The organism is Prevotella aff. ruminicola Tc2-24, assembly GCF_900110895.1.
Taxonomy (GTDB): domain Bacteria; phylum Bacteroidota; class Bacteroidia; order Bacteroidales; family Bacteroidaceae; genus Prevotella.
In genome coordinates this window covers 90,229-113,993 of record NZ_FOIQ01000004.1, presented here as the reverse complement: position 1 = coordinate 113,993, position 23,765 = coordinate 90,229, and the positions used below count along the sequence as shown (strand labels likewise).

The following is a 23,765-nucleotide window of genomic DNA, read 5'->3' as shown; positions in this document are numbered from 1 at the left end:
ATAAAAAAATCCTGAAATATTTGTATGTTTCAGGATTTTTTTCATACCTTTGCAAACGGGATTATAGGATTCCCATGCGTTGCTAACATTATCTCTAAACTAAAAAACGAAAGACCAATGAAATCATTTCTTGTATCTTTTCTCACCATCGTATATGGTTTATTGACCTTGTGCAGTTGCGGCAAGGAAGTATTAATCGAGGATTCGGATGAAGCGAATAGTCGTCTGACAATCCAGACACGTGGAATCGACGATTCGGAAGATACCTTCATCGCGACCCCCGTCAGACTCTATGTATTCGCCTCTGATGGGAAATGTGTTACAATCCAGACACTTGAGGATGAGGAGACACCTTTCTCCATTGACCTGCCAGTAGGCGTATATGACATATATGCCATTGGTGGGGCAGAAGATAGTCGACTAGTCCTACCAACACAAGAAAATGCATCCAAGACATCCATCATCCGCCCCCAGGAAGGAAAAATGCTTGACGATCTGATGACAGGGCATGCTACGGTCACACTTTCTGCCAATGACACCAATCTATTGACATTGGGTATGGAGCGTAAGGTCATACGCATCAAAAGCATTGTCATCAAAGACGTACCAGACATGGTTACAGATGTCAGCGTGAGCATCTCACCCCTCTATGAGTCACTTTTGCTGAACGGAAGTTGGCAGGGAGAGAACGGCAGTATTACTATACCTTTGAAGAGGCAGACGGACGGAAGCACCTGGAAAGAGAGAATAGCTGATATCTATGCCATGCCGTCAGTCGGTAAACCAACCATCACCGTAAACATCGGTAACAACCACTACTCATACACCTGTGCCGAGGAACTGACTGCCAACTACAAGATCAACATTGAAGGTCAGTATGCCGATAACCACTATGGCTCTAACGTGAGACTCAGCGGGACGATGACAGGGGTGACCTGGGCTGGAGAAAAATCTATTAAATTCCGTTTCGACGAGACAGGCAGCAAAAACCTGACAGACGACGATGATGAAGAAGAAGAAGAAGAAACAACAGTCTCGAACAACACTCTCAAAGCTGGTTCTTTCTACAAAGAATGCTATGTGCTAGCAGTGAATGGCAACCAAGTTACACTATTATCTCCGCTAAAAGAAAACAGGTTTCTAGAGACCAACGACTCCCAAAACGTTAAGGAAGAAAAAATAAAGGCAAGACTTGCAGAATGGACCGTTAACGGAATTGATGCAACGTGGAGGCTTCCGACCCTTTCAGAAGCGATACTTCTCTATGCCGCGAAAGACGCGAGGTATCCAAACGGTGCAAAAGTCATCTTCTTTATGAATAGTGCCAATAAAGCCAGTTACCTATATGACAACGGCAACTCCTATGCATGTTTCAGCGATAATTCTGGGGAAATAGAACTCAATAAGGACATCGCATCAATTGCATATCTCCGTCCCGTGACCACAATCACTTTCTAAGGACAATATATCTCAAAAAAGATCCTCAGAACATCACTGCTCCGAGGATCATCTTGATTATATATATTTAGTAGTTGTTTGTTTCCTTACCTCGGCAAGTTAAATGCCCGTGTCATCTCTGCCATCTGTTCATCACTCATACCCTCAGGCTCAAAACCCATGGCACGGGCATTGATATAGATCTTGGCACTCTTCGAGAGCACATCTATCTGATCAAAAGCATCCATGACATCAAGTCCCTTAGCGAAAACGCCATGTTTTTCCCACATTACGACATCATAGTCCTCCAACTCCTTCAATGTTGCATCCGCCAATTCTTTAGAACCTGGTAAGGTGTAGGGAACAATACCTAGACCTAATGGACAGAATGCCTTCGTCTCAGGAATCATGGACCACAAGATTTTGGTCAGCACATCCTTAGCGAGAAAAGTCCTATTGTGGCTCATCGCAACCAACTCGATAGGATGTGTATGAACTGTTGCCTTATAACTGCTTCCTGTTTCTATCAGACGGGCATGGACAGTCAAATGACTAGGTAACTCGCTCGTAGGCATGACCATCTGATCGGCAACAATCACATAGGAGGCGCAATCGTCGAGAATACGGATGATACTACCATTAGCCATTGGCCAACGAGCCAAATCACGCATACGCTTACCCGTTCCTTTACAATAGAAATAACATCCCTTCAAGGCAGGGAGCGTAACACCAATCGGCTTCACATCGCTGATTGCCGGCAGCCGGGCTATCTCATCATCGGCATACGCTGTGACGTTAACTGTGATATTACCACCGTTACGTTCAGCCCAACCATTCTGCCACAGATATCCTGCCACCTCTGCGACTTTATCTATCTCCGCCTTCAAAGACGGACGTCTTTCCAATATACTCTTCATGCCTCTATAAATATAAAAGGTGATGCAAAGGTAGTCCGAATTATAGGCAACCGACCACAATATTTGATATTTGAGCCCCAATTTATGATTTTTCATTTGATTTAAATCAATCTCCGAGGAAAAACTGGAAAAAATTTGGAGTTCCGCTCAAATTGCACTATCTTTGTAGCCACATATGAACAACAACCTACAAGAGACCAAGTGGAGTGAGAATGTGATATTGGTTGACGCTGATTACGTTGATAAAGTTGCATTTGACCTTATTGTGAACTTCGAGCGGATGATAGGACGTCGGATACCCAAAGCCGACTTTGCCAGATGGATAGACTGTGTCGCTCTTGATGGAGGAATCCGCGAAGGAGAGCATGAAACATTGGTTGTATTGATTCATCGGAAAGGAAGAGGAAATATGGAGAACTTTACACCAGGCAACTATGCTGAAGAGTTGAATGGAAAAGCATTCAAGGATCACCTCGGTGAGTTCTCCATTAGCGCCTATCCCATAGAGGATATCGCCGGAGGGGAAGATTTTTTCACGGAAATCTTGCAACTGACAGCCGCTCAGAAAGAGGTGCGTAGGATCATGGTCATACCCAATGCCGAAGATAACACCTTTCAGCAGGTACGTGAAGCACTCAACCGACTGGATGACGACGAAAAACGAATTACAGTCTTCGCCATGCAGCCAATGCCTGGAGGGAATTATCGTCAGGAAATACTTGGGTATTCGCTGATGGCTGCATTAGGGATTTCCTCTGCGGAGCTGAACGAAGTCAGTTAGTGGTTAGATGTTTTGAACTAACCAAGAACGGGATGCAAGAGAACTGAGTGAAAGAATCGTTGGATTAATACAGAGTAGACATAAATGGGAAAAGAATACAGACTTGACAGAGATTTTCGAGAGGATTTAGCTTCCAAAAAGACTGGGGAGCAAACGGACACCTTCCGTGACTTCTGACTTGCTCGGCGAAATAATCCTGTACAACAAACTATTAAAGATGAGGAATTAACAATGGGAAGAGTATTAATGATTGGCGCCGGAGGCGTTGCTACGGTGGCGGCATTCAAGATTGCGCAGAATGCTGACGTTTTTACAGACTTCATGATAGCTAGCCGTCGTAAGGCTAAGTGTGATAAGATTGTGGCGGATATCCATAAGGCAGGCTACGATATGGACATCAAGACAGCACAGGTTGATGCCGATGATGTGGAACAACTGAAGGCTCTCTTCTGTGACTACAAGCCAGAACTTGTTATCAACCTGGCCCTACCCTATCAGGATCTCACCATTATGGATGCCTGTCTCGCATGTGGTTGCAACTACCTTGATACGGCCAACTACGAGCCGAAGGATGAGGCACACTTCGAATACTCCTGGCAATGGGCTTACAAAGACCGCTTCGAGCAGGCTGGTCTGACAGCGATTCTTGGCTGTGGTTTCGACCCAGGTGTCAGTGGTGTATATACGGCCTATGCCGCCAAGCATCATTTCGACGAGATCCATTATCTCGACATCGTCGATTGTAACGCAGGTGATCATCATCATGCCTTCGCAACGAACTTCAATCCGGAAATCAACATCCGGGAAATCACCCAGAAAGGACTCTATTATAAGGACGGGCAGTGGATTGAGACCGAGCCACTTGAGATTCACAAGCCCCTGACTTACCCCAATATCGGTCCGCGTGAGAGTTATCTGTTGCACCATGAGGAGCTGGAATCGCTTGTCAAAAACTATCCGACCATTAAGCAAGGACGTTTCTGGATGACCTTCGGCGAACAATACTTGAAGCATCTTGACGTGATTCAGAACATCGGTATGAGTCGTATTGATGAGATTGAATATGAGGCGCCACTCGCTGATGGCTCAGGAAAAACTGCCAAGGTAAAAATAGTACCCCTGCAGTTCCTAAAGGCCGTTCTGCCAAATCCGCAAGACCTAGGTGAGAATTACGAGGGAGAGACCTCTATCGGTTGCCGCATCCGTGGTATCAAAGACGGGAAAGAACACACCTACTACGTATACAACAACTGTAAGCATCAGGAGGCATATAAGGAAACTGGTATGCAGGGTGTAAGCTATACCACTGGCGTACCTGCCATGATTGGTGCCATGATGTTTATCAAAGGCATATGGAAGAAGCCTGGTGTTTGGAACGTAGAGGATTTCGATCCCGATCCTTTCATGGAGCAACTCAACAAGCAAGGACTCCCTTGGCACGAAGTGTTCGACGGAGACCTGGAACTATAATTTATAACGCTTAAATTTAAAAAACTATGGCAAAAGAAGAAACGATGAGCCCTCAGGAGGGCAAGTTAAAAGCCTTACAGGCAGCCATGTCGAAGATTGAAAAAGACTTCGGCAAAGGCTCCATCATGAGAATGGGTGACGAACAGATTGAAAACGTAGAGGTAATCCCAACAGGAAGTATTGGTCTGAATGCTGCACTTGGTGTAGGTGGTTATCCCAAGGGAAGAATCATTGAGATCTTTGGCCCTGAGTCATCTGGTAAGACCACGCTTGCTATTCATGCTATCGCTGAGGCGCAGAAAGCCGGTGGTATCGCTGCCTTCATTGATGCAGAGCATGCCTTCGACCGTTTCTATGCAGAGAAATTGGGCGTAGACATCAAAAACCTGTATGTCTCACAGCCAGACAATGGTGAGCAGGCTTTGGAGATTGCCGATCAACTAATCCGATCATCGGCCATTGATATTATCGTCATCGACTCCGTTGCCGCCCTGACACCAAAGAAAGAGATTGAGGGTGACATGGGTGACTCTGCCGTCGGTCTACAAGCGCGACTGATGAGTCAGGCGCTTAGGAAGCTGACATCAACCATTTCAAAGACGAATACCACATGTATCTTCATCAACCAGTTGCGCGAGAAGATTGGTATCATGTTTGGTAACCCGGAGACGACTACAGGTGGTAATGCACTGAAGTTCTATGCTTCCGTCCGTCTGGATATCCGCAAGTCATCTGTCATCAAAGATGGTGATGAAGTGATAGGAAGCCTCACCAAGGTAAAGGTCGTTAAGAACAAGGTGGCACCTCCCTTCCGTCGCTGTGAATTTGAGATTCTCTTCGGAGAAGGCATCTCAAAGATTGGTGAGATCGTTGATCTCGGCGTCGAATATGGTCTCATCAAGAAGAGCGGTTCGTGGTTCTTCTATCAGGATTCCAAACTGGCACAGGGTCGTGATGCCACAAAAGAATTGCTGAAAGACAATCCTGAACTTTGCGAAGAGTTGGAGGCACAGATTATGCAAGCCATCTCCGACAAAAAGTAAAAGTCCGTTAATAAGCAAATAATAATCAGAGCCGCCCTTATAGGACGGCTCTGATTATTATCGTATAGATTAAGAGCTTTTCTCTCGCACAAAGCCTGACTATTTGCGTCTAACGACTTTACGCTTATTACCAGTTACCTTCTTGGCTACAGGGAGATCCTTGGTCGTAGTCTTGAACACAGCACCAGATCCATCGAAGTCAACATGCAACTGTTTGTTATTTGAGCGATTATATATCCAACGATACTGACCATTATCAAAATGCTCTACCTTATCAGGCTCACCTGCAGCCAGCATCGTCTCATCCTCAGAGAAGCCGATACCCACATGCCCGACACGAATCATGCTACGGCTCGTCTCCGTGGTCTGTACATTCTTACCAGGACCTGGAGCAAAGAGATATGAGAAGTAATCATCAGGCTCTTCCACGAAATCATCTGAGCTACCAGCCAATCCCTTCCTGTCAAGAGTCACATCCTTATAGAAATAAGTACCTAGGATGGTGCTCTTCAACTTCACAGTAAACTTGGTATCAGCCTTATGAGGTGTAATTGACTCAATCTGATAACCTGTCAGGCGCGGGATATTCTGAGTTTTCTTTGTAGTCTCGTTAAGCATCTTCGTTGGGAACTTCGTATGAATGACACGGCCAACAAAAGCTTTGTAATTATAGCTGTTGACTGCCATAATGTCATCCACCAACTCGAAGGAGTTTCCAAACAGATGTTTTGTGTTATCCATGATGAACTCATCATCACGCATACCACTATTGGTTTTCGAGATAGCCACATTCTGAAAGAACTCATTACCGTTCTTGTCCTCAACGATAATTTTCACGGGGAAGCTACGCGTCCCGACTCCAACAGCTGTCACTTTCACCTCCATATCCTTATCGACTGTCACCTCTTGGAATCCGTCGCCATCGACTTCCGTATCAACGAAGAAATGCTGTGTCTTGGTGTAAAGCGTCTTACCCATCAGTTTCTCTCGGGCTATATCCACATCACCCAGATAAGCCAGCGTCGGCACACCGAGCTTGCCATAGCAATAGTCCTCAAAGGAACCGTTCGGTATCTCGTAATAATACTCTTTGTTATTATCTGGACAGAAGAAGTTGATCCGCGAATGACCATCTAGACTCTCACTGTGACCTTTGTAAATCATGATCTTATGCTTCAAAGGCATACTGCTCACATCCTTACCTGTAGCGACATCTGTGAAAGTCTTCACCACTAAATCATATTTCTCTGGCAGAACCATAAACTTCATGCCCTCCTCCCAATCACAGAGGCTATAGAACCTAAAATTCTGACTAATAAAGTCGCGAGCGGCCTCATCCTCCTCTTGCATACCAAACTGTCCGCCCTCCATCTGAGTCTGAGCCTTTTTCTTAGCACCACGGGTCTTCACGATGTAAGGGTTTTCCTGAGCCGTAGCTGCCAAAAACAGGAAAGCCATACAGGTTGTCAAAAAAGTCTTCTTCATTTTTATCTATAGTTTTAAATGTAGAATTATGGTTGCAAAGATAAGTCAAATCATGCGAATATCCAAATTTTATGTGCCAAAATGACGTGACAAAAAACATTTTTCCTGAAAAAAGTCATTTTGGCACATGCTTTGCAATCAAATCTGTGACATCTTATTGGCTATCAGCCTGAGATTAACAAACATGTAACATTAAATAATATTAGAATATGGGAAAGATTATTGGAATTGACTTAGGAACAACAAACAGTTGCGTTGCCGTTTTCGAGGGTAACGAGCCTGTTGTGATTGCCAACAGCGAAGGTAAGCGTACGACTCCTTCTGTTGTAGGTTTTGTTGAGAACGGCGAGCGTAAGATCGGTGACCCTGCCAAGCGTCAGGCCATCACCAATCCAAAGAACACCGTTTACAGTATCAAGCGTTTCATGGGTGAGAACTGGCAGCAGACAGAGAAAGAGATTTCTCGTGTGCCTTATACCGTTGTCAACGAGGGTGGCTATCCCCGTGTCGACATCAACGGCCGTAAGTACACGCCACAGGAGATTTCCGCTATGGTACTGCAGAAGATGAAGAAGACCGCCGAGGACTATCTTGGTCAGGAGGTGACAGATGCAGTGATTACCGTACCTGCCTACTTCTCCGACTCTCAGCGTCAGGCCACCAAAGAGGCTGGTCAAATTGCCGGTCTTAACGTAAAGCGTATCGTCAATGAGCCCACAGCAGCCGCTCTGGCTTATGGTGTAGATAAGGCTAACAAGGATATGAAGATTGCCGTATTCGACCTCGGTGGTGGTACATTCGATATCTCCATCCTCGAGTTCGGTGGTGGCGTTTTCGAGGTGCTCTCTACCAATGGTGACACACATCTTGGTGGTGACGACTTCGACCAAGTGATTATCGACTGGTTGGTTCAGGAGTTCAAGAACGACGAGGGTGCCAATCTGAAAGATGACCCCATGGCCATGCAGCGCCTGAAGGAGGCTGCCGAGAAGGCTAAGATCGAGTTGTCTTCAAGCACCTCTACCGAGATTAACCTGCCTTATATCATGCCTGTGGCCGGTGTACCTAAGCACCTGGTGAAGACTCTCACACGTGCGAAGTTCGAGCAGTTGGCTCACGACCTCATCCAGGCCTGTCTGGCTCCGTGTCAGAAGGCAATGGCTGATGCGAAATTGAGTACAGCCGATATCGACGAGGTGATTCTCGTAGGTGGTTCAAGCCGTATCCCCGCTGTGCAGACGCTGGTGAAGAACTATTTCGGCAAGGAGCCATCAAAGGGTGTGAACCCTGATGAGGTGGTAGCCGTTGGTGCCTCAATCCAGGGTGCTATCCTGAACAAGGAAGGTGGCGTAGGCGACATCGTACTGCTTGACGTGACTCCGCTGACACTGGGTATCGAGACCATGGGTGGCGTAATGACCAAGTTGATCGAGGCCAACACAACCATTCCTTGCAAGAAGAGCGAGGTATTCTCTACCGCAGCTGACAACCAGACAGAGGTGACCATCCACGTACTGCAGGGTGAGCGTCCGATGGCTGCTCAGAACAAGAGCATCGGCCAGTTCAATCTGACAGGCATCGCTCCTGCCCGTCGTGGTATTCCTCAGATCGAGGTGACCTTCGACATCGATGCCAACGGTATTCTGAAAGTATCTGCCAAGGATAAGGCTACAGGCAAGGAGCAGGCTATCCGCATCGAGGCTTCGTCAGGTCTGTCACAGGACGAGATCAATCGCATGAAGGCTGAGGCCGAGCAGAACGCAGAAAACGACAAGAAAGAGCGCGAGCGTGTCGACAAGTTGAATCAAGCTGACTCTATGATTTTCCAGACAGAGAATCAGCTGAACGAGTTGGGCGACAAGATTCCTGCTGATCACAAGCCCGCCATCGAGCAGGCTCTCCAGCAGTTGAAAGATGCCCACAAGGCAGGCGACGTGGCAGCTATCGAGACCGCCATCGCAGCCCTCAACCAAGCTTGGCAGACCGCCTCACAGCAGATGTACCAGCAGGCAGGTCCTCAGCCTGGAGCCGACGCAGGTCAACAGCAGGCCAACAACCAGCAGACTGGTGGCACCGACGAGACCATTCAAGACGCTGACTTCGAGGAGGTTAAGTAAACCAATAGTTAAGTTGGAATTCACATTCCAACGATATAACAGAAAGCGTGCAGTCTTTTGACTACACGCTTTTTTTTGCTTCATAACACAGAACTACAACTTTATCCCATACTTTACAATCTGTTCTTCCATCATCTTATCTGGCATGAATCGGAGAAGAGTCTTCGTAATGGTATTGAGCATCGACTGACGAATGTAATCCTCTCGAATATAAAGCGACACTCGACGTTGCGACAAATGGTCGCCTTCTATTCGACGCACGTTTCCGCGTTGCTTGTCAGACAGAAAAGGCAGATGCATCTCTGGGATAATCGTAAAACCACCATTCTCATCAACGATGCGAATAAGTGTATCTATACTCCCAGCCTCATAGACATGCCGCCCTTTGGTTCTGGCCTTGCAGAAGCTGAAAGCGCTCTCACGAAGACACTGCGCTTCTTTCATCACCCACATCTTCTCATGCTCTAGGTTCTCTGGTCTGAAGACAGGTAGTTTGCGCCAACAGTGCTCTGACAGATACACCATGAATCGCTCCGTATAAAGTGGTATCTCCAACACACCCTGTCGCATATTCCCACTGATAGCGATACCTGCATCCAGATGCCCTAACAACAATTCGTTTAGCATCGCATCTGTCTTCAGTTCCATGACACGAAGCTTGACTGACGGATAGTCCTCCACATAATGCCTAATAAACTTCGGCAGGATATAAGGGGCGATGGTTGGTCCTATAGCCAACAACAGTTCTCCCGCTATGCTACCTTTGTCCTCGTTGACCAACCATGTTATACGCTCGGCCTCCGCAATGGTGCGCTCGGCTTGCCGTATGATTTTCTCGCCACTAGATGTTGGTTGCACACTTTTGTTGCTGCGCTCGAAGATACGGACATCAAGTTCTTCTTCCAGCTTCACCAGCATAGCACTCAGCGTAGGCTGTGAGATACCACAAGCATCTGCAGCTTTGGCAAAATTGCGATAGCGGTTGATCGCCACGATGTATTTCAGCTGTTGTAATGTCATGTTTCCTTGTTTTACAATAGACAATATCGATGCAAAGATAGAAAAATTAGTTCATGTATCTATCATTTTCTTCGTATTTTTGCAATCGCATTAGAAATCATTCACATAAGTGGGTTCAAATGAAAACCAAATCAGAAAACATTATGGAACAGAAGAAGAACAAGAAACTATTTCATCGTCATTTCGAGACTCCAGGACGGCCGCTCTACTGGATTCTCTTCGCATACCTCGTCGTGGGTTGGTTCTACCCAGTGATCGGACTGGTTGCCCTCATCTGTATAATCGGCCCCGTACTGACATCCATCTGGCGAGGACGTTTCTGGTGCGGTCACGTATGCCCTCGTGGCAGCATGTACGACCGTCTGCTCTCAAGGTACTCGCCCCACAAGCCCATCCCCCAGTTTGTACGCTCCTCTGGTTTCCGGCTGTTTATGGTACTTTTTATTTTCACGATGTTTGGTATCCAGTTGAGCTTCGCCAAGAGCTGGAGTGACGTAGGACGCGTGTTTTGGACCATCATCCTCACGACCACCATCGTTGGCATCATTTTGTCGTTCATCTACGCACCTCGTACATGGTGCAGTTTCTGTCCGATGGGCACCATCTCCAGATGGGTAGCGCCCAAGAAGCTACCACTGCCAAAAGCATTCACCAACATCCATGTCAGCAGTGCCTGTCATATGAAGTGCAAAAGCTGCGCTCGCGTCTGTCCGATGCAGCTCACCCCCTACGACTCTCGTGGCGAGGCCGTAGGCTATCTGCATCCCGATTGCATCAAGTGCGGCAAGTGCACAATGGCCTGTCCTTCGAAGATTATGGAATTACGCAAATAAACAGCAATCATCAGGAGTCCGCATAAGCGATATGCTTATGCGGACTCTTTTCGCACATCTGAGATGTGTACCTCCACTGCTTCCCCTGAGAGCAACAATATAGCCCAAGCCTTTACGAAAATAAAACATTTTTCAAAAAAGCGTCACGTATTTGGAGCAACTCGACAAATAATCCGTATCTTTGTAGCCGCTATGAAGATGGTTAAGAACAGCGAGCTGCTCCTTTCCTATATCCGTGAGGGACGCACGATGACTCGGCGCGAGAAGCTCTGGCTCATCGTGAGCCTGAGTATTCCCTCAATCCTTGCACAGATATCAGCCACGGTGATGTTCTTCATCGATGCCTCGATGGTGGGTCATCTGGGTGCGAAGGCATCAGCAGCCATCGGTCTGGTGGAGTCGACGGGGTGGCTGTTGGGAGGACTGGCTTCGGCGGCTAACATGGGTTTCTCTGTTCAGGTGGCTCACTTCATAGGCGCCAACGACTTCGAGGCTGCGAGGAGAGTGCTCCGCCAGTCGCTCGTCTGCTGTCTCGTATGGAGCCTTATTATCTCTATCACGGCCATCGGCATCGCCCCCTTCCTTCCCTATTGGATCGGAGGATCAGAAGAGATCGCGCACGATGCTTCGCTTTACTTCGCCATCATCGGACTGGCAGGAATTTTCTTCCAGATGGAAGGACTAGCCGGCTCAATGCTGAAGTGCTCTGGCAACATGAAGATCCCCAGCATCCTGAACATCGGCATGTGCCTGATGGACGTGGTGTTCAACTTCGTCTTCATCTATGTGCTCGACATGGGAGTGAAGGGTGCAGCCATGGGAACAGGACTGGCAGAACTGGTCACTGCTGCCTTGATGCTGTACTTCCTACTCTACCGATCGAAGATGCTCTCGCTCATAGGACGACCAGGCTCCTTCAAACCAAGGTCCAACACTGTACGGACAGCCTTTAAGATAGGAGCTCCGATGGGACTCCAGCACCTGCTGATGGGCTCAGCCCAGATCGTGAGCACTCTCATCGTGGCTCCTCTGGGAACAGTGGCCATCGCAGCCCACTCACTGGCCATCACCGTCGAGAGTCTCTGTTATATGCCTGGCTACGGCACTGCCGAGGCCGCCACAACGCTGGTAGGACAAGGCATCGGAGCCGGACAAAAGGCTCTGACACGCTCATTCGCTAGGATGTCTGTAGGACTGGGTATCACAGTGATGACTGTCATGGGCATGCTGATGTGGCTCTTCGCTCCAGAGTTGATGGCACTGATGTCGCCTGTCGAAGAGGTCATCACCCTTGGCTCCCAGATACTCCGCATCGAGGCCTGGGCAGAGCCGATGTTCGCTGCTGCCATCGTGATCAACGGTGTGTTCATTGGTGCTGGCGACACACTGATTCCTGCTGTGATGAGCCTTTGCTCGATGTGGTTCGTACGCCTGACTCTCGCAGCCTCGTTCGCTCCCAAGTATGGACTAAAGGGCGTGTGGACTGCAATGGCCATCGAACTGACCTTCCGCGGCAGTATTTTCCTAACCCGTCTCTTCAAAGGTGGATGGGCCGACAAACTGAATCTACAAAAAACCGAAAACAAATAGCCAAAAACATTAGAATATGACAACTAAAGTACAAAGATTATTAAGAGTCCTGTCGATCATGACACTTCTGTCACCATCGACAGCCCTCGCACAGACCAAGAACACAGAAGTACTTCTCGAGACAACCGCAGGTAACATCCGCATCGCTCTCTACGATGAGACACCACAGACACGCGACAATTTCCTAAAGGTTACCAAGATGGGCACCTATGACTCTCTGCTCGTTCATCGAGTGATCAAGGACTTCATGATGCAGAGCGGCGATATCAACAGCAAACATGCCAAACCAGGAGAACTTCTCGGCACAGGCGACTACGACTACACCACAGAGGCTGAGTTCCGTCTGCCACAGATATTCCACCGTCGAGGGGTTGTGGCCATGGCTCGTGAGGGTGACAAGGAAAACCCTGAGAGGCGTAGCGCTGCCTGTCAGTTCTACATCGTTTGGGGAAAGATCTGTGACGACAAACGTCTGGACTATATCCAACAGAAACTGGATTCCATAACACAGGGAGAGGTGATACTAACCCCAGAGATGAGGGAAGTCTACAAGACCTATGGCGGCACGCCCCATCTCGATGGGCAATACACAGTGTTCGGCGAAGTGACGGAAGGTATGGACGTGGTGGAAAAGATTCTGACGACAGAGACAGACAAGAACGATCGTCCGTTGGAGGATATCCGTATCCTGAAAGCCACAGTGACAAAGGATCTGCCACAGGCAGCACCTCAGAAGAAGAAAACGACCACCAAGGTCATCGTCAGAAGAAATACGCGGAAGAAATAAATACAAAAAAAAGCCGCTCAAGGGTCATCAACGACTCAGGGGCGGCACCAACAATCTATGAATAACTAAAAACCTTTTCTAAAAAAAACGGAGTGTCACCACTACGTTTGTTATCCTTACTTACAAACCTTTTCTAACACCTTAGAAATACCTATCTCCAATCAAATTCAATAAACCTAAAACCTAAATTCTAACTAACTATTAACTCTAACTAACCTAAACCAATCTTTTACCTAAACTAATACCACTGTATCGTGTCTGTGTTTCTATTAAAGAGTCATCATCTCTGATTGACAATGCAAAGGTACGACGATTTTTGCAACCCACAATGGATTGTTATGCACTTTTGGCGAAAAAACGCATTTCTTTTGATGTATGTCAAGTGATTGTGTGCGAACACAATCAAATTGTGCTCGATAACAGAACTTTTTTCACCTTATTCGTCAGTTCAATGAACTGGGGAATAGACAATTGCTCAGGTCGCAGAGTCATCATCTGATCCTCAAAGAAAGATGTAGGAGCAGGATGAGCAGCGTCGAACAACTGACGAAGGGAGACGCGCAGCATCTTCCGCCTCTGATTGAACACCGTCTTGACAACACGCTTGAAGAGCTGTTCATCACATCCCAGGTCGGTCACCTCGTTACGTGTCATACGGATGACAGCCGACTTCACCTTTGGCGGTGGATTGAACACATTCTCGTCGACAGTGAAAAGATACTCAACATGGTACCATGCCTGAATAAGTACAGAAAGGATACCATACTGTTTGTTACCTGGCTGCGAAGCGATACGGAGGGCGACCTCACGCTGGATCATACCTGTACAACAAGGTATCAGGTCTTTGTTGTCGAGCATCTTGAAGAAGATCTGCGAGGAGATGTCGTAAGGATAGTTGCCCGTCAGCACGAACTGTTGTCCGTCAAAGACCTCACGCAGATCCATTCTCAGGAAATCGCCACCTATTATATTATTAATAAGACGTGGGAAGTTCTCATGCAGATAGGCCACAGACTCGCGATCAATCTCGACCACCTTAAAAGGGCGAGGTTTCTCCACAAGATACTGTGTCATCACTCCCATACCTGGACCAACCTCCAAGACAGGCAGTTCTGGACAGGCGTCCACAGTATCGGCTATCGCCTTGGCGATATTCAGGTCAGTCAGAAAATGCTGACCAAGATTCTTCTTAGGTCTTACTTGTTTCATGGGTGCAAATTTAAGATAATTCGTGCGGAATACCAAACAAAAGCAGAAAAAAGACGGGCGGAGCTCACGCCCTACCCGTCTCTTCTATGCTTTCTTTGTTACTCTCTCAAGTTATTTTAAGCCTAAGTTAATGTCGTTGTTCACCTTCACGGCCTCAGCAATACATACAGCAACAACAAATGTTACCAAAAATAATACTGTCATAATTAATTTCCTTTCTTTTAATTCTATATATGTTATCCTAAAAACGATGCAAAGGTACGACTGTTTGCGCACACAGCCAAGATTCCCGAATACAAAAGCCATAAAAACAGGCATTTAGTTGACAAGCATCAAGTCGGACAAGACATATCACTCCACGGAACGACCGTTCGGAAATATCCAAATAAATTTGGAATTTCGATCTCTTATTCGTACCTTTGCAGCTATGGAAACAAAGACCATCGTCACCAATACCACGAAGATTGTCTTCCCCATCCTGCTGGGTGGGGTCATTCTGTATTGGATGTATCGGGGTGAAGACTTCACCCGTCTTCAGCATGTGCTGACAGACGAGATGAATTGGGCATGGATGCTGTTGTCTTTTCCCTTCGGCATACTCGCACAGATGTTCCGTGGATGGCGATGGCGCCAGACCTTGGAGCCGCTCGGCGAGCGCCCCAGGACCTCAACGAGCCTCTATGCCGTGTTCCTCTCTTATGCCGTGAGTCTGGTCATACCCCGTATCGGTGAGTTTACGCGTTGCGGCATCCTCAAACGCTACGATGGCATCTCGTTCTCCAAGGCCTTAGGGACCGTTGTGACAGAACGTGCCATCGACACCCTCTTGATTGGCGGCATCACAGGACTGACGTTACTGTTCCAACTGAGTGTGTTCGGCACCTTCTTTGACCAGACTGGTACCAGTCTGGACTCTATTCTCCACAATTTCTCATTGACCGGCTACCTCGTCACTGTCGTCTGTATCGTGGCCATCCTGATTCTTCTGCATATTCTGCTTAGGAGCCTTAATATATATAGTAAGGTGAAAGCCACCGCCGGAGGCATCTGGCAAGGCATCATCTCACTGAAGGATGTCAAGAACCTGCCGTTGTTCATCTTCTACACGATAGGCATCTGGGGCAGTTATTTCCTGCACTATTACCTGACATTCTTCTGCTTCGACTTTACAGAACACCTGGGACTGGCCTGTGCGATGGTGACCTTCGTTGTCGGATCCATTGCCGTCATCGTGCCGACCCCCAATGGTGCTGGTCCGTGGCATTTCGCTGTGAAGACCATGCTGATACTATATGGCGTGGTCGACGAACACGCGCTCTACTTTGTACTGATCGTGCACACCGTACAGACCATGCTGGTCGTGGCTCTTGGCATCTATGCCTGGGCCGCCCTTTCATTCACAAAACGTATAACCCTAAAAACAACATAGCTATGAGCGAAATCAAGAACCTGAAGCCAGAATGTATCTGGCGCAATTTCTACAAGTTGACACAAGTACCCCGTCCAAGCGGACATCTGGAAAAGATCCAGCAGTTCCTGCTCGAGTTCGGAAAAGAAGCTGGTGTTGAGGTCTTCAAGGATCCCGCCAATAATATCGTAATGCGCAAGGCAGCATCACCAGGTATGGAGAATCGCAAAGGTGTCATCCTACAGGCCCATATGGACATGGTGCCCCAGAAGACGCCAGAGTCGAAGCACAACTTCGAGACCGATCCCATAGAGCCATGGATCGACGGCGAGTGGGTGAAGGCCAAGGGTACCACCCTCGGCGCCGACAACGGTCTGGGCGTAGCCGCCATCATGGCCGTGATGGAAGACAAGACCTTGAAGCACGGTCCTATCGATGCTCTGATCACAGCCGACGAGGAGACTGGCATGTATGGTGCCAACGACCTGCCCGAGAACGAGTTGCAGGGCGATATCCTGATGAACCTCGACTCCGAGACCTGGGGTAAGTTCGTCATTGGTAGTGCAGGAGGCATCGACGTGACAGCCACACTGGAGTATAAGGAGGCAGAGACCGATCCTGAGGATGTAGCTGTGAAGGTAACCCTGAAAGGATTACGTGGTGGTCACTCAGGACTGGAGATCCACGAGGGTCGCGCCAATGCCAACAAGCAGATGGCACGCTTCGTCCGCGAGGTCATCGAGACCGAAGAGGCTCGCCTCGTCAGTTGGCATGGCGGCAACATGCGCAATGCCATCCCCTTCAAAGCCGAGGTCGTTTTGACCCTGCCGAAGGAGAACGTAGACGATCTGAAGCAGACCGTCGCAGACTGGAAAGAACTCCTCATCGACGAGTTCAAGGGTATCGAGAGCGGTATCGAATTCTACGTGGAAGACGTGGAGACTCCGAAGACAGAGGTTCCTGAGGAGATCCAGGACAACCTGATCAACGCGATCCACGCCTGTCACGATGGTGTGGTACGTATGATCCCCAGCTATCCCGACGTTGTGGAGACCTCCAGCAACCTCGCCATCATCGACATCGAGAATGGTAAGGCAGCACTGAAGATCCTGGCTCGCAGCAGTCGTGAGGACATGAAGGACTATATCGTCGACACTTTGGATAGCTGCTTCTCCATGGCTGGCATGAAGGTAGAGACAGCAGGAAGCTACGGCGGTTGGGACCCGAACCCCGACTCAGAGATTCTGAACCTGTTGTTGAAGGAGTATAAGGAACTGTTCGACGAGGACGGCATCGTACAAGTTGACCATGCTGGTCTGGAATGCTCAGTCATCCTCGGCAAGTATCCTTGGTTGGATGTGGTCAGTCTCGGTCCTACGATGAAGTCGCCTCATACGACCACCGAGCGCGCCCTCATCAAGACCGTTGAACCCTTCTGGACGCTCCTGAAGAAGACTCTTGAGGACATCCCGGTGAAATAAGAGAGCGTATTAAGAGTTAAGGAAAAAATGCACAACTCATGCATTTTCCTTAACTCTTAACTTATTTTATCTTCGAAATTCTTTTTTTTACGCTCGACTTTTCGTAACTTTGTCATCACGGATGACGAAATTACTCCGTCTTAGCAAAAAAAGAAAAGATTTTCTTTGTTTTGCGCTCGACTTTTCGTAACTTTGCACCCGATTAAACCAAATTATTAACAAAAATGGACGACTACCCGGCGGATAATTACAATTTGTAAAGGCGGGGGATAGCGAGCAAAGCAGCTAATCCCTTTGCCGCTAAATTGGCTAACAGCTTAAAAAGGATTAGCAAAATGAAGACTTACTGGAACACTGCAGGTGGACTGACCCAGCTCAACGAGTGGCAGCCCAATTGTTGGATACAGGTGACGTGTCCGACAGAGGAAGACCAGCATATGCTGGAGAAGCAATTCAATATTCCCGACTATTTCATGAGCGACATCAGCGATACCGATGAGCGTGCCCGTTACGAGTACGACGACGGATGGATGCTGATCATCCTCCGTATCCCCTATGTCAAGGAGATACGATCCAGGACGCCATATACCACCGTACCTTTGGGAATCATCCACAAACGCGACGTCACCATCACCGTCTGCTATTACGAGACGAACATGATGATCGACTTCGTCAGCTTCCAACAGAAACGCAACGTGGGTTTCACCGACCATGTGGACATGATCTTCCGACTCTTCCTCAGCAGTGCCGTCTGGTACCTGAAGCGCCTGAAGCAGATCTCCATGCTCATCGATAAGGCCAAGCGCAACCTCGACCGTGAGGTGAACAACGAGAGCCTCATCGGCCTGAGTCGTCTGCAAGACTCGCTCACCTACTTCCAGACATCCATCCGTGGTAACGAGAACCTGCTGTCGAAGCTGAAGTTCAAACTGCAGATCGACGAGCTCGATGCCGACCTGATCGAAGACGTGAACATCGAGATGTCGCAGGCCCGTGAGACCACCAGCATCTATTCCGACATTCTGGAGTCGACCATGGACACCTACAGCAGCATCATTAATAATAATATGAATACCGTGATGCGTACGCTGACGTCCGTCACCATCATCATGATGATACCGACCCTGATTACCTCTATGTTCGGTATGAACCTTATCAACGGCATGGAAGCGAAATCATGGGGATTCATATTCGCCATCCTGATTTCCGGAGCCATCTCTGGCATCGCGTGGTGGATTTTCCGACATAAGCGACTTGTATAAAAAGTGACTGAAAACGAGGAGTGAAGCGTAAATAGCAAATAGTTAAAAAAGTAAAAAACGTTGCAACTTTTTACGCTTCACTCTTCGCTTTTCACTTCTTTTTAGTAATTTTGAGCCCAAATGCGATGATGCGCCGCATCATTATACTGAATGTCAATAACTAAAAAGTTAAATGATGGACTCTCAAGAAAATGCCCTCGAACTGGGCAAAAACGAAGTAATCAAGGAAGAAGTTACCCCTCAGCAGGCTGAAGAGCCAATAGCAGAGAACGCTTCTCAAGTAGCAACCGAGGAAGTATCCACACCTGCGGAAGAGCCAGCGGAACAGCCCCAGAAGGTCTATGAGACCAAGGCCGAGGTTCTGGCCCGTATCCAGGAGATTGCCCACGGCGACGAGGCGCCTCAGAAGGAGGAGGTAGACTATCTGAAGACTGTGTTCTACAAGTTGCACATTGCCGAGCGCGAAGCCAACCTGAAGGCGTATATCGACGCAGGCGGCGACCCCGAGCTGTATCAGATCTCCCCTGATGAAAAAGAAGAGGCCTTCAAGGCAGAGATGGGCATCATCAAGGAAAAACGCGCCAAAATCTTCAAAGAGCAGGAAGCTGAGAAGCAGGAGAACCTGACAAAGAAGCTTGACATCATCGAGAAGATCAAATCAATGATCACCACACCCGAGGAAGCCAACAAGAGCTATCAGGAGTTCAAGGCGCTTCAGCAGCAATGGCGTGAGATCAAGAACGTACCCGCAGAAAAGGCTAACGAGCTGTGGCGTAACTACCAGCTCTATGTCGAGCAGTTCTACGACATGCTCCGTCTGAACAGTGAGGCACGCGAATATGATTTCAAGAAGAACCTCGAACTGAAGACCGGTCTGTGCGAGGCAGCAGAGAAGTTGGCCGAGGAGGAAGATGTGATCAGTGCCTTCCACCAGCTACAGAAGCTGCATCAGGAATATCGCGAGATCGGTCCGGTATCCAAGGAACTGCGCGAGGAGATATGGAACCGCTTCAAGGCCGCCTCGACAGTCATCAACAAGCGTCACCAGCAGCACTTCGAGGGCATCCGTGCCAAGGAGGAAGAGAACCTGGCCCGTAAGACAGCTCTCTGCGAGAAGGTAGAGGCTATTGCCGCAGAAGAGAACAAGGGCAGCGGCGACTGGGAGAAGCACACCAAGGCCATTATCGATATCCAGGCCGAGTGGAAGACCATCGGCTTCGCACCGCAGAAGATGAACGTGAAGATCTTCGAGCGCTTCCGTGCCGCCTGCGATGATTTCTTCGGTCGTAAGGCAGAATATTTCAAGTCACTGAAAGATACGTTCAAGGAAAATGCAGATAAGAAACGCGCACTCATCGAGAAGGCCAAGGCCCTGCAGGATTCCACGGAATGGAAATCGACCAGCGACAAGCTCATCGCCCTGCAGAAAGAATGGAAGACCATCGGCATGGTTCCCAAGAAGTTGGGCGACCAGTTATGGGAGGAGTTCCTCGGAGCCTGCAACAAGTTCTTTGAGGCTCGTAATGCCGCCGGAGCCGGACAGCGTGGAGAAGAGCATACCAACCTCAGCAAGAAACGTGAGGTCATCGAGAAGCTCAAGGCTGTGGCCGAGGAGACGGGTGAGGATATCCAGGAGAAGGTACAGAAGCTCGTTGAAGAGTACAATGCCATCGGTCATGTGCCCTATAAAGAGAAGGATAAGATCTACGAGGAGTATCATGCCGTTCTCGACAAACTGTATAAGGAACTGAACATCAGTGTGGCCAAGCGCCGTCTGAGCAACTTCAAGCAGACCATCAAGCAGGTGGCCGAGCGTGGCGAGAACGCCCTCGACAACGAGCGTTCACGTCTGTTCCGCCAGTACGAGGCCCTCAAGCAGGAGATACAGACCTATGAGAACAACCTCGGTTTCCTGAATGCCTCCTCCAAGAAAGGCAACAGTCTCATTGACGAGATGAACCGGAAGGTGCAGAAACTCAAGGATGACATGAACCTCGTCAAGGAGAAGATCAAAGCCATCGACGCAGAGAACAAGCAATAAGATAAAAGAAAAAGAGATTTCCATTTGGGAAATCTCTTTTCTTTTGTTGGGGTACTCGGACTCGAACCAAGAATGACAGGACCAGAATCTGTAGTGTTACCATTACACCATACCCCAAAATCAGCGCATCAGGACATCCGTATCCCGTTTTGCGGATGCAAAGGTACTACTTTTTCTGGAACCGACAAAATTTTTAGCCGTTTTTTTATCAAAAAGAGATAAAAAGGTACTTTTCCACCCGTGTTTGCCCCCGCCGACCTTCCCATGACCAGTAAGCCTTGGATTGTAGCCGTATCCAGGAAATGAAAATAAATCCTAATTTATTTTGCATTTCACTCGATTTGCTGTACCTTTGTCGAATAAATCACATAATCATATTTAATGGAGCAAACAAAACCATCAGGGCGTAAAGCCACCTCACCCAGCGAGGAACTTGTCAAGACGATCACAGAAGCCATCCAGGAAAAGAAAGGAAGTAGCATTGTCGTTGCAGACCTCAGGAAAATAGAAGGAACCATCTGCCAATATTTCATTATCTGTCAAGGCAACTCGCCCTCCCAGGTCGAGGCCATCACAGAGTCTGTCAGCGACTTTGCCCGTGAGCGCCTGCATGAAAAGCCCGCCCATGTGGTAGGACTGGAGAACGCGCAGTGGGTCGCCATGGACTACAGCGATGTACTGGTTCACATCTTCCTGCCCGACGTACGCGAATACTATGATCTGGAACATCTCTGGGAAGATGCACCTCTGACCAGGATTCCCGACCTAGACTAAACAAACCATCCAAAACAATAACACAACAAAGAAAGAGCATATGGACAATAGGAACAATCAGATACCCGGAAACAACGGACCGAAGATGAACATGCCCAGATTCAACATGACCTGGATCTACATCCTCGCATTCGTTGTGCTGGGCCTACTCTATTTTTCCAGTGGCGGTCCCACCAACAGTAGCATCGCCAAGAACACCTCATACTCCGACTTCAAGGACATGGTCAACCACGGCTATGCCTCAAAGATCGTGATCAACAAGAGCGAGAGCGTCCTCAAGATGTATGTCAAGCCCGAACATATCCGCGATGTGTTCCATCAGGGCACCCAACAGACAGGCACCGACCCGTATCTGGAGGTGGAGTTCGGCTCCGTCGATCAGGTAGAGCCGTTCATCGAGAAGGCCAAGGAAGAGAAGAAGTTCACCGGCGACCTGGTCTATGAGAACCAGAAAGACAACGGTCTGTTCACAACACTCCTCTACAACTTCCTGCCCATCCTATTCATTGTAGGATTATGGATCTTCCTCATGCGCCGTATGGGCAGTGGAGGCATGGGTGGCGGAGGCGGTGTCTTCAACGTCGGCAAGTCGAAAGCCAAGATGTACGAGAAAGGTGGCGAATTGGGTATCACCTTCAAGGATGTGGCTGGTCAGGCCGGAGCCAAGCAAGAAATCCAGGAGATTGTGGAGTTCCTGAAGAACCCGCAGAAATATACCGAACTGGGTGGTAAGATCCCCAAGGGCGCCTTGCTCGTCGGTCCTCCGGGAACAGGAAAGACCCTGCTTGCCAAGGCCGTTGCCGGTGAGGCCGGCGTACCCTTCTTCTCGATGTCGGGTTCCGACTTCGTGGAGATGTTCGTTGGTGTCGGTGCCAGTCGTGTGCGCGACCTCTTCCAACAAGCGAAGACCAAGTCGCCCTGCATCATCTTCATCGACGAGATCGATGCCGTAGGCCGTGCCCGTAGTAAGAACCCCGCCATGGGCGGTAACGACGAGCGAGAGAACACACTGAACGCCCTGCTCACGGAGATGGACGGTTTCGGAACGAACAGTGGTGTGATCATCCTGGCGGCCACCAACCGTGCCGACATGCTCGACTCCGCCCTGCTGCGTGCCGGACGCTTCGACCGACAGATCCATGTCGACCTGCCCGACCTCAACGAGCGGAAAGAAGTGTTCAAGGTTCACCTGAAGCCCGTCAAGATCGACGACAGTGTCGACATCGACTTCCTGGCCCGTCAGACCCCGGGATTCTCAGGTGCCGATATCGCCAACGTATGTAACGAGGCAGCCCTGATAGCCGCCCGCCACGATAGTAAGTCGGTCAAGAAACAAGACTTCCTCGATGCCGTCGACCGTATCATCGGTGGACTGGAGAAGAAGACGAAGGTGATGACTGAGGCCGAGAAGCGCTCTATCGCCATCCACGAGGCTGGTCATGCCACCATCTCATGGTTTACCGAGCATGCCAACCCACTGGTGAAGGTCAGCATCGTACCAAGGGGTCAGGCCCTTGGTGCTGCCTGGTACCTGCCCGAGGAGCGTGTCATCCAGACCAAGGAGGCCATGCTCGACGAGATGTGCTCACTGCTTGGCGGTCGTGCCGCCGAAGACCTTTTCATCGGCAGCATCTCCACTGGAGCCATGAACGACCTGGAGCGCGTCACCAAACAAGCATACGGCATGATCGCCTATGCCGGCATGAGCGACAAGCTACCGAACGTCTGCTACTACAACAACACAGAGTACCAGTTCCAGCGCCCCTATTCCGAGACGACAGCCAAGACGATGGACGATGAAGTGCTGAAGATGATCAACACGCAATACGAGCGTGCCAAGAGCATCCTGAGCGAGCATGCCGAGGGCCATGCCCAACTGGCACAGCTGCTGATCGACCGTGAGGTGATCTTCGCCGACGACGTGGAGAAGATCTTCGGTAAGCGTCCCTGGACCAGTCGTGCCGAGGAGTTGCTCGAGGCTCAGCAGCGCGCCGACGCCGAGCGCATGGCCGAGGAGCGCGCCCGTCAGTTGGAGGCCGAGGCCGCCAAGAAGCAAGAGACGGAAGCAGGCGAAGAGAACAACGAAGAAACCAACAGTAAGGAGTAAGAT

At 49.0% G+C, this 23,765-nt stretch carries 18 protein-coding genes and 1 tRNA gene; 14 read left to right on the top strand and 5 right to left on the bottom strand.

Annotated elements, in window-relative coordinates; all coding sequences use genetic code 11:
* The first annotated feature begins 117 nt into the window (after positions 1–117).
* Positions 118–1,458, top strand: coding sequence for a FimB/Mfa2 family fimbrial subunit (locus BMY63_RS08670; protein WP_177178413.1), 1,341 nt, complete (start codon positions 118–120; stop codon positions 1,456–1,458).
* A gap of 86 nt (positions 1,459–1,544) precedes the next feature.
* On the opposite strand, the gene rhaD is transcribed toward BMY63_RS08670, so the two are convergent.
* Positions 1,545–2,354: a rhamnulose-1-phosphate aldolase gene (rhaD, locus tag BMY63_RS08665; protein WP_091900958.1), complete on the bottom strand. Its 810-nt coding sequence runs from the start codon at positions 2,352–2,354 to the stop codon at positions 1,545–1,547.
* 175 nt (positions 2,355–2,529) lie between these two features.
* On the opposite strand from rhaD, the gene BMY63_RS08660 reads away from it, so the two are divergent.
* From BMY63_RS08660 to recA, 3 genes are all read left to right on the top strand, one after another.
* The gene (locus tag BMY63_RS08660; RefSeq protein ID WP_091900959.1) at positions 2,530–3,135 is read left to right on the top strand and encodes a DUF6621 family protein; all 606 of its coding nucleotides are present in this window, start codon (positions 2,530–2,532) and stop codon (positions 3,133–3,135) included.
* A 231-nt stretch (positions 3,136–3,366) separates the two neighbouring features.
* The gene (locus tag BMY63_RS08655; protein WP_091900960.1) at positions 3,367–4,605 is read left to right on the top strand and encodes a saccharopine dehydrogenase family protein; all 1,239 of its coding nucleotides are present in this window, start codon (positions 3,367–3,369) and stop codon (positions 4,603–4,605) included.
* 26 nt (positions 4,606–4,631) lie between these two features.
* Positions 4,632–5,648 (top strand): recombinase RecA, encoded by a 1,017-nt coding sequence (gene recA / locus BMY63_RS08650; protein ID WP_091900961.1) that lies wholly within the window; start codon positions 4,632–4,634, stop codon positions 5,646–5,648.
* A 99-nt stretch (positions 5,649–5,747) separates the two neighbouring features.
* On the opposite strand, the gene BMY63_RS08645 is transcribed toward recA, so the two are convergent.
* Complete coding sequence (locus BMY63_RS08645) at positions 5,748–7,133, bottom strand: hypothetical protein (protein ID WP_091915995.1); 1,386 nt, start codon at positions 7,131–7,133, stop codon at positions 5,748–5,750.
* A gap of 209 nt (positions 7,134–7,342) precedes the next feature.
* Between BMY63_RS08645 and dnaK the strand changes: the two genes are divergently transcribed.
* The gene (dnaK, locus tag BMY63_RS08640) at positions 7,343–9,250 is read left to right on the top strand and encodes a molecular chaperone DnaK (protein ID WP_091915993.1); all 1,908 of its coding nucleotides are present in this window, start codon (positions 7,343–7,345) and stop codon (positions 9,248–9,250) included.
* A 93-nt stretch (positions 9,251–9,343) separates the two neighbouring features.
* Here dnaK and BMY63_RS08635 read toward each other — a convergent pair whose 3' ends face one another.
* Positions 9,344–10,270 carry a LysR family transcriptional regulator gene (locus BMY63_RS08635; protein WP_091915991.1) on the bottom strand — a complete coding sequence of 309 codons (927 nt, stop codon included), beginning with the start codon at positions 10,268–10,270 and terminating at the stop codon, positions 9,344–9,346.
* A 143-nt stretch (positions 10,271–10,413) separates the two neighbouring features.
* On the opposite strand from BMY63_RS08635, the gene BMY63_RS08630 reads away from it, so the two are divergent.
* The 3 genes from BMY63_RS08630 (at position 10,414) to BMY63_RS08620 (ending at position 13,480) form a co-directional block, all read left to right on the top strand.
* Positions 10,414–11,103 carry a 4Fe-4S binding protein gene (locus BMY63_RS08630; RefSeq protein ID WP_091916246.1) on the top strand — a complete coding sequence of 230 codons (690 nt, stop codon included), beginning with the start codon at positions 10,414–10,416 and terminating at the stop codon, positions 11,101–11,103.
* A gap of 192 nt (positions 11,104–11,295) precedes the next feature.
* On the top strand, positions 11,296–12,693 hold the full coding sequence (locus tag BMY63_RS08625; protein WP_091915989.1) for an MATE family efflux transporter: 1,398 nt from the start codon (positions 11,296–11,298) through the stop codon (positions 12,691–12,693).
* 16 nt (positions 12,694–12,709) lie between these two features.
* Positions 12,710–13,480 (top strand): peptidylprolyl isomerase, encoded by a 771-nt coding sequence (locus BMY63_RS08620; RefSeq protein WP_091915987.1) that lies wholly within the window; start codon positions 12,710–12,712, stop codon positions 13,478–13,480.
* 402 nt (positions 13,481–13,882) lie between these two features.
* On the opposite strand, the gene rsmA is transcribed toward BMY63_RS08620, so the two are convergent.
* Entirely contained in the window at positions 13,883–14,689 is an 807-nt protein-coding gene (rsmA, locus tag BMY63_RS08615) for a 16S rRNA (adenine(1518)-N(6)/adenine(1519)-N(6))-dimethyltransferase RsmA (protein WP_091915985.1), read from the bottom strand.
* Positions 14,690–15,116: 427 nt separating this feature from the next.
* Here rsmA and BMY63_RS08605 point away from each other — a divergent pair, with 427 nt between their 5' ends.
* The 4 genes from BMY63_RS08605 to BMY63_RS08590 all read left to right on the top strand — a co-directional run bounded on the left by BMY63_RS08605 (position 15,117) and on the right by BMY63_RS08590 (position 20,881).
* Positions 15,117–16,118 (top strand): lysylphosphatidylglycerol synthase transmembrane domain-containing protein, encoded by a 1,002-nt coding sequence (locus BMY63_RS08605; RefSeq protein WP_091915982.1) that lies wholly within the window; start codon positions 15,117–15,119, stop codon positions 16,116–16,118.
* A 2-nt stretch (positions 16,119–16,120) separates the two neighbouring features.
* A complete protein-coding gene (locus BMY63_RS08600; protein ID WP_091915980.1) occupies positions 16,121–17,578 on the top strand; it encodes an aminoacyl-histidine dipeptidase in 1,458 nt (485 codons plus the stop codon).
* A gap of 335 nt (positions 17,579–17,913) precedes the next feature.
* Positions 17,914–18,840 carry a magnesium transporter CorA family protein gene (locus BMY63_RS08595; protein ID WP_091900978.1) on the top strand — a complete coding sequence of 309 codons (927 nt, stop codon included), beginning with the start codon at positions 17,914–17,916 and terminating at the stop codon, positions 18,838–18,840.
* A gap of 172 nt (positions 18,841–19,012) precedes the next feature.
* On the top strand, positions 19,013–20,881 hold the full coding sequence (locus BMY63_RS08590) for a DUF349 domain-containing protein (protein ID WP_091915978.1): 1,869 nt from the start codon (positions 19,013–19,015) through the stop codon (positions 20,879–20,881).
* Positions 20,882–20,927: 46 nt separating this feature from the next.
* Here BMY63_RS08590 and BMY63_RS08585 read toward each other — a convergent pair.
* Positions 20,928–20,998: transfer RNA gene (locus BMY63_RS08585), tRNA-Gln, on the bottom strand.
* 264 nt (positions 20,999–21,262) lie between these two features.
* Here BMY63_RS08585 and rsfS point away from each other — a divergent pair.
* Complete coding sequence (rsfS, locus tag BMY63_RS08580; protein ID WP_091915977.1) at positions 21,263–21,655, top strand: ribosome silencing factor; 393 nt, start codon at positions 21,263–21,265, stop codon at positions 21,653–21,655.
* 40 nt (positions 21,656–21,695) lie between these two features.
* Entirely contained in the window at positions 21,696–23,762 is a 2,067-nt protein-coding gene (gene ftsH / locus BMY63_RS08575; protein WP_091915975.1) for an ATP-dependent zinc metalloprotease FtsH, read from the top strand.
* Positions 23,763–23,765 lie beyond the last annotated feature (3 nt).

What these genes read in the sequence shown, in the direction of transcription:
- BMY63_RS08670 (WP_177178413.1), top strand. Translation starts at nt 118, where the DNA reads ATGAAATCATTTCTTGTATCTTTTCTCACCATCGTATATGGTTTATTG.
- rhaD (WP_091900958.1), bottom strand. Translation starts at nt 2,354, where the DNA reads ATGAAGAGTATATTGGAAAGACGTCCGTCTTTGAAGGCGGAGATAGAT.
- BMY63_RS08660 (WP_091900959.1), top strand. Translation starts at nt 2,530, where the DNA reads ATGAACAACAACCTACAAGAGACCAAGTGGAGTGAGAATGTGATATTG.
- BMY63_RS08655 (WP_091900960.1), top strand. Translation starts at nt 3,367, where the DNA reads ATGGGAAGAGTATTAATGATTGGCGCCGGAGGCGTTGCTACGGTGGCG.
- recA (WP_091900961.1), top strand. Translation starts at nt 4,632, where the DNA reads ATGGCAAAAGAAGAAACGATGAGCCCTCAGGAGGGCAAGTTAAAAGCC.
- BMY63_RS08645 (WP_091915995.1), bottom strand. Translation starts at nt 7,133, where the DNA reads ATGAAGAAGACTTTTTTGACAACCTGTATGGCTTTCCTGTTTTTGGCA.
- dnaK (WP_091915993.1), top strand. Translation starts at nt 7,343, where the DNA reads ATGGGAAAGATTATTGGAATTGACTTAGGAACAACAAACAGTTGCGTT.
- BMY63_RS08635 (WP_091915991.1), bottom strand. Translation starts at nt 10,270, where the DNA reads ATGACATTACAACAGCTGAAATACATCGTGGCGATCAACCGCTATCGC.
- BMY63_RS08630 (WP_091916246.1), top strand. Translation starts at nt 10,414, where the DNA reads ATGGAACAGAAGAAGAACAAGAAACTATTTCATCGTCATTTCGAGACT.
- BMY63_RS08625 (WP_091915989.1), top strand. Translation starts at nt 11,296, where the DNA reads ATGAAGATGGTTAAGAACAGCGAGCTGCTCCTTTCCTATATCCGTGAG.
- BMY63_RS08620 (WP_091915987.1), top strand. Translation starts at nt 12,710, where the DNA reads ATGACAACTAAAGTACAAAGATTATTAAGAGTCCTGTCGATCATGACA.
- rsmA (WP_091915985.1), bottom strand. Translation starts at nt 14,689, where the DNA reads ATGAAACAAGTAAGACCTAAGAAGAATCTTGGTCAGCATTTTCTGACT.
- BMY63_RS08605 (WP_091915982.1), top strand. Translation starts at nt 15,117, where the DNA reads ATGGAAACAAAGACCATCGTCACCAATACCACGAAGATTGTCTTCCCC.
- BMY63_RS08600 (WP_091915980.1), top strand. Translation starts at nt 16,121, where the DNA reads ATGAGCGAAATCAAGAACCTGAAGCCAGAATGTATCTGGCGCAATTTC.
- BMY63_RS08595 (WP_091900978.1), top strand. Translation starts at nt 17,914, where the DNA reads ATGAAGACTTACTGGAACACTGCAGGTGGACTGACCCAGCTCAACGAG.
- BMY63_RS08590 (WP_091915978.1), top strand. Translation starts at nt 19,013, where the DNA reads ATGATGGACTCTCAAGAAAATGCCCTCGAACTGGGCAAAAACGAAGTA.
- rsfS (WP_091915977.1), top strand. Translation starts at nt 21,263, where the DNA reads ATGGAGCAAACAAAACCATCAGGGCGTAAAGCCACCTCACCCAGCGAG.
- ftsH (WP_091915975.1), top strand. Translation starts at nt 21,696, where the DNA reads ATGGACAATAGGAACAATCAGATACCCGGAAACAACGGACCGAAGATG.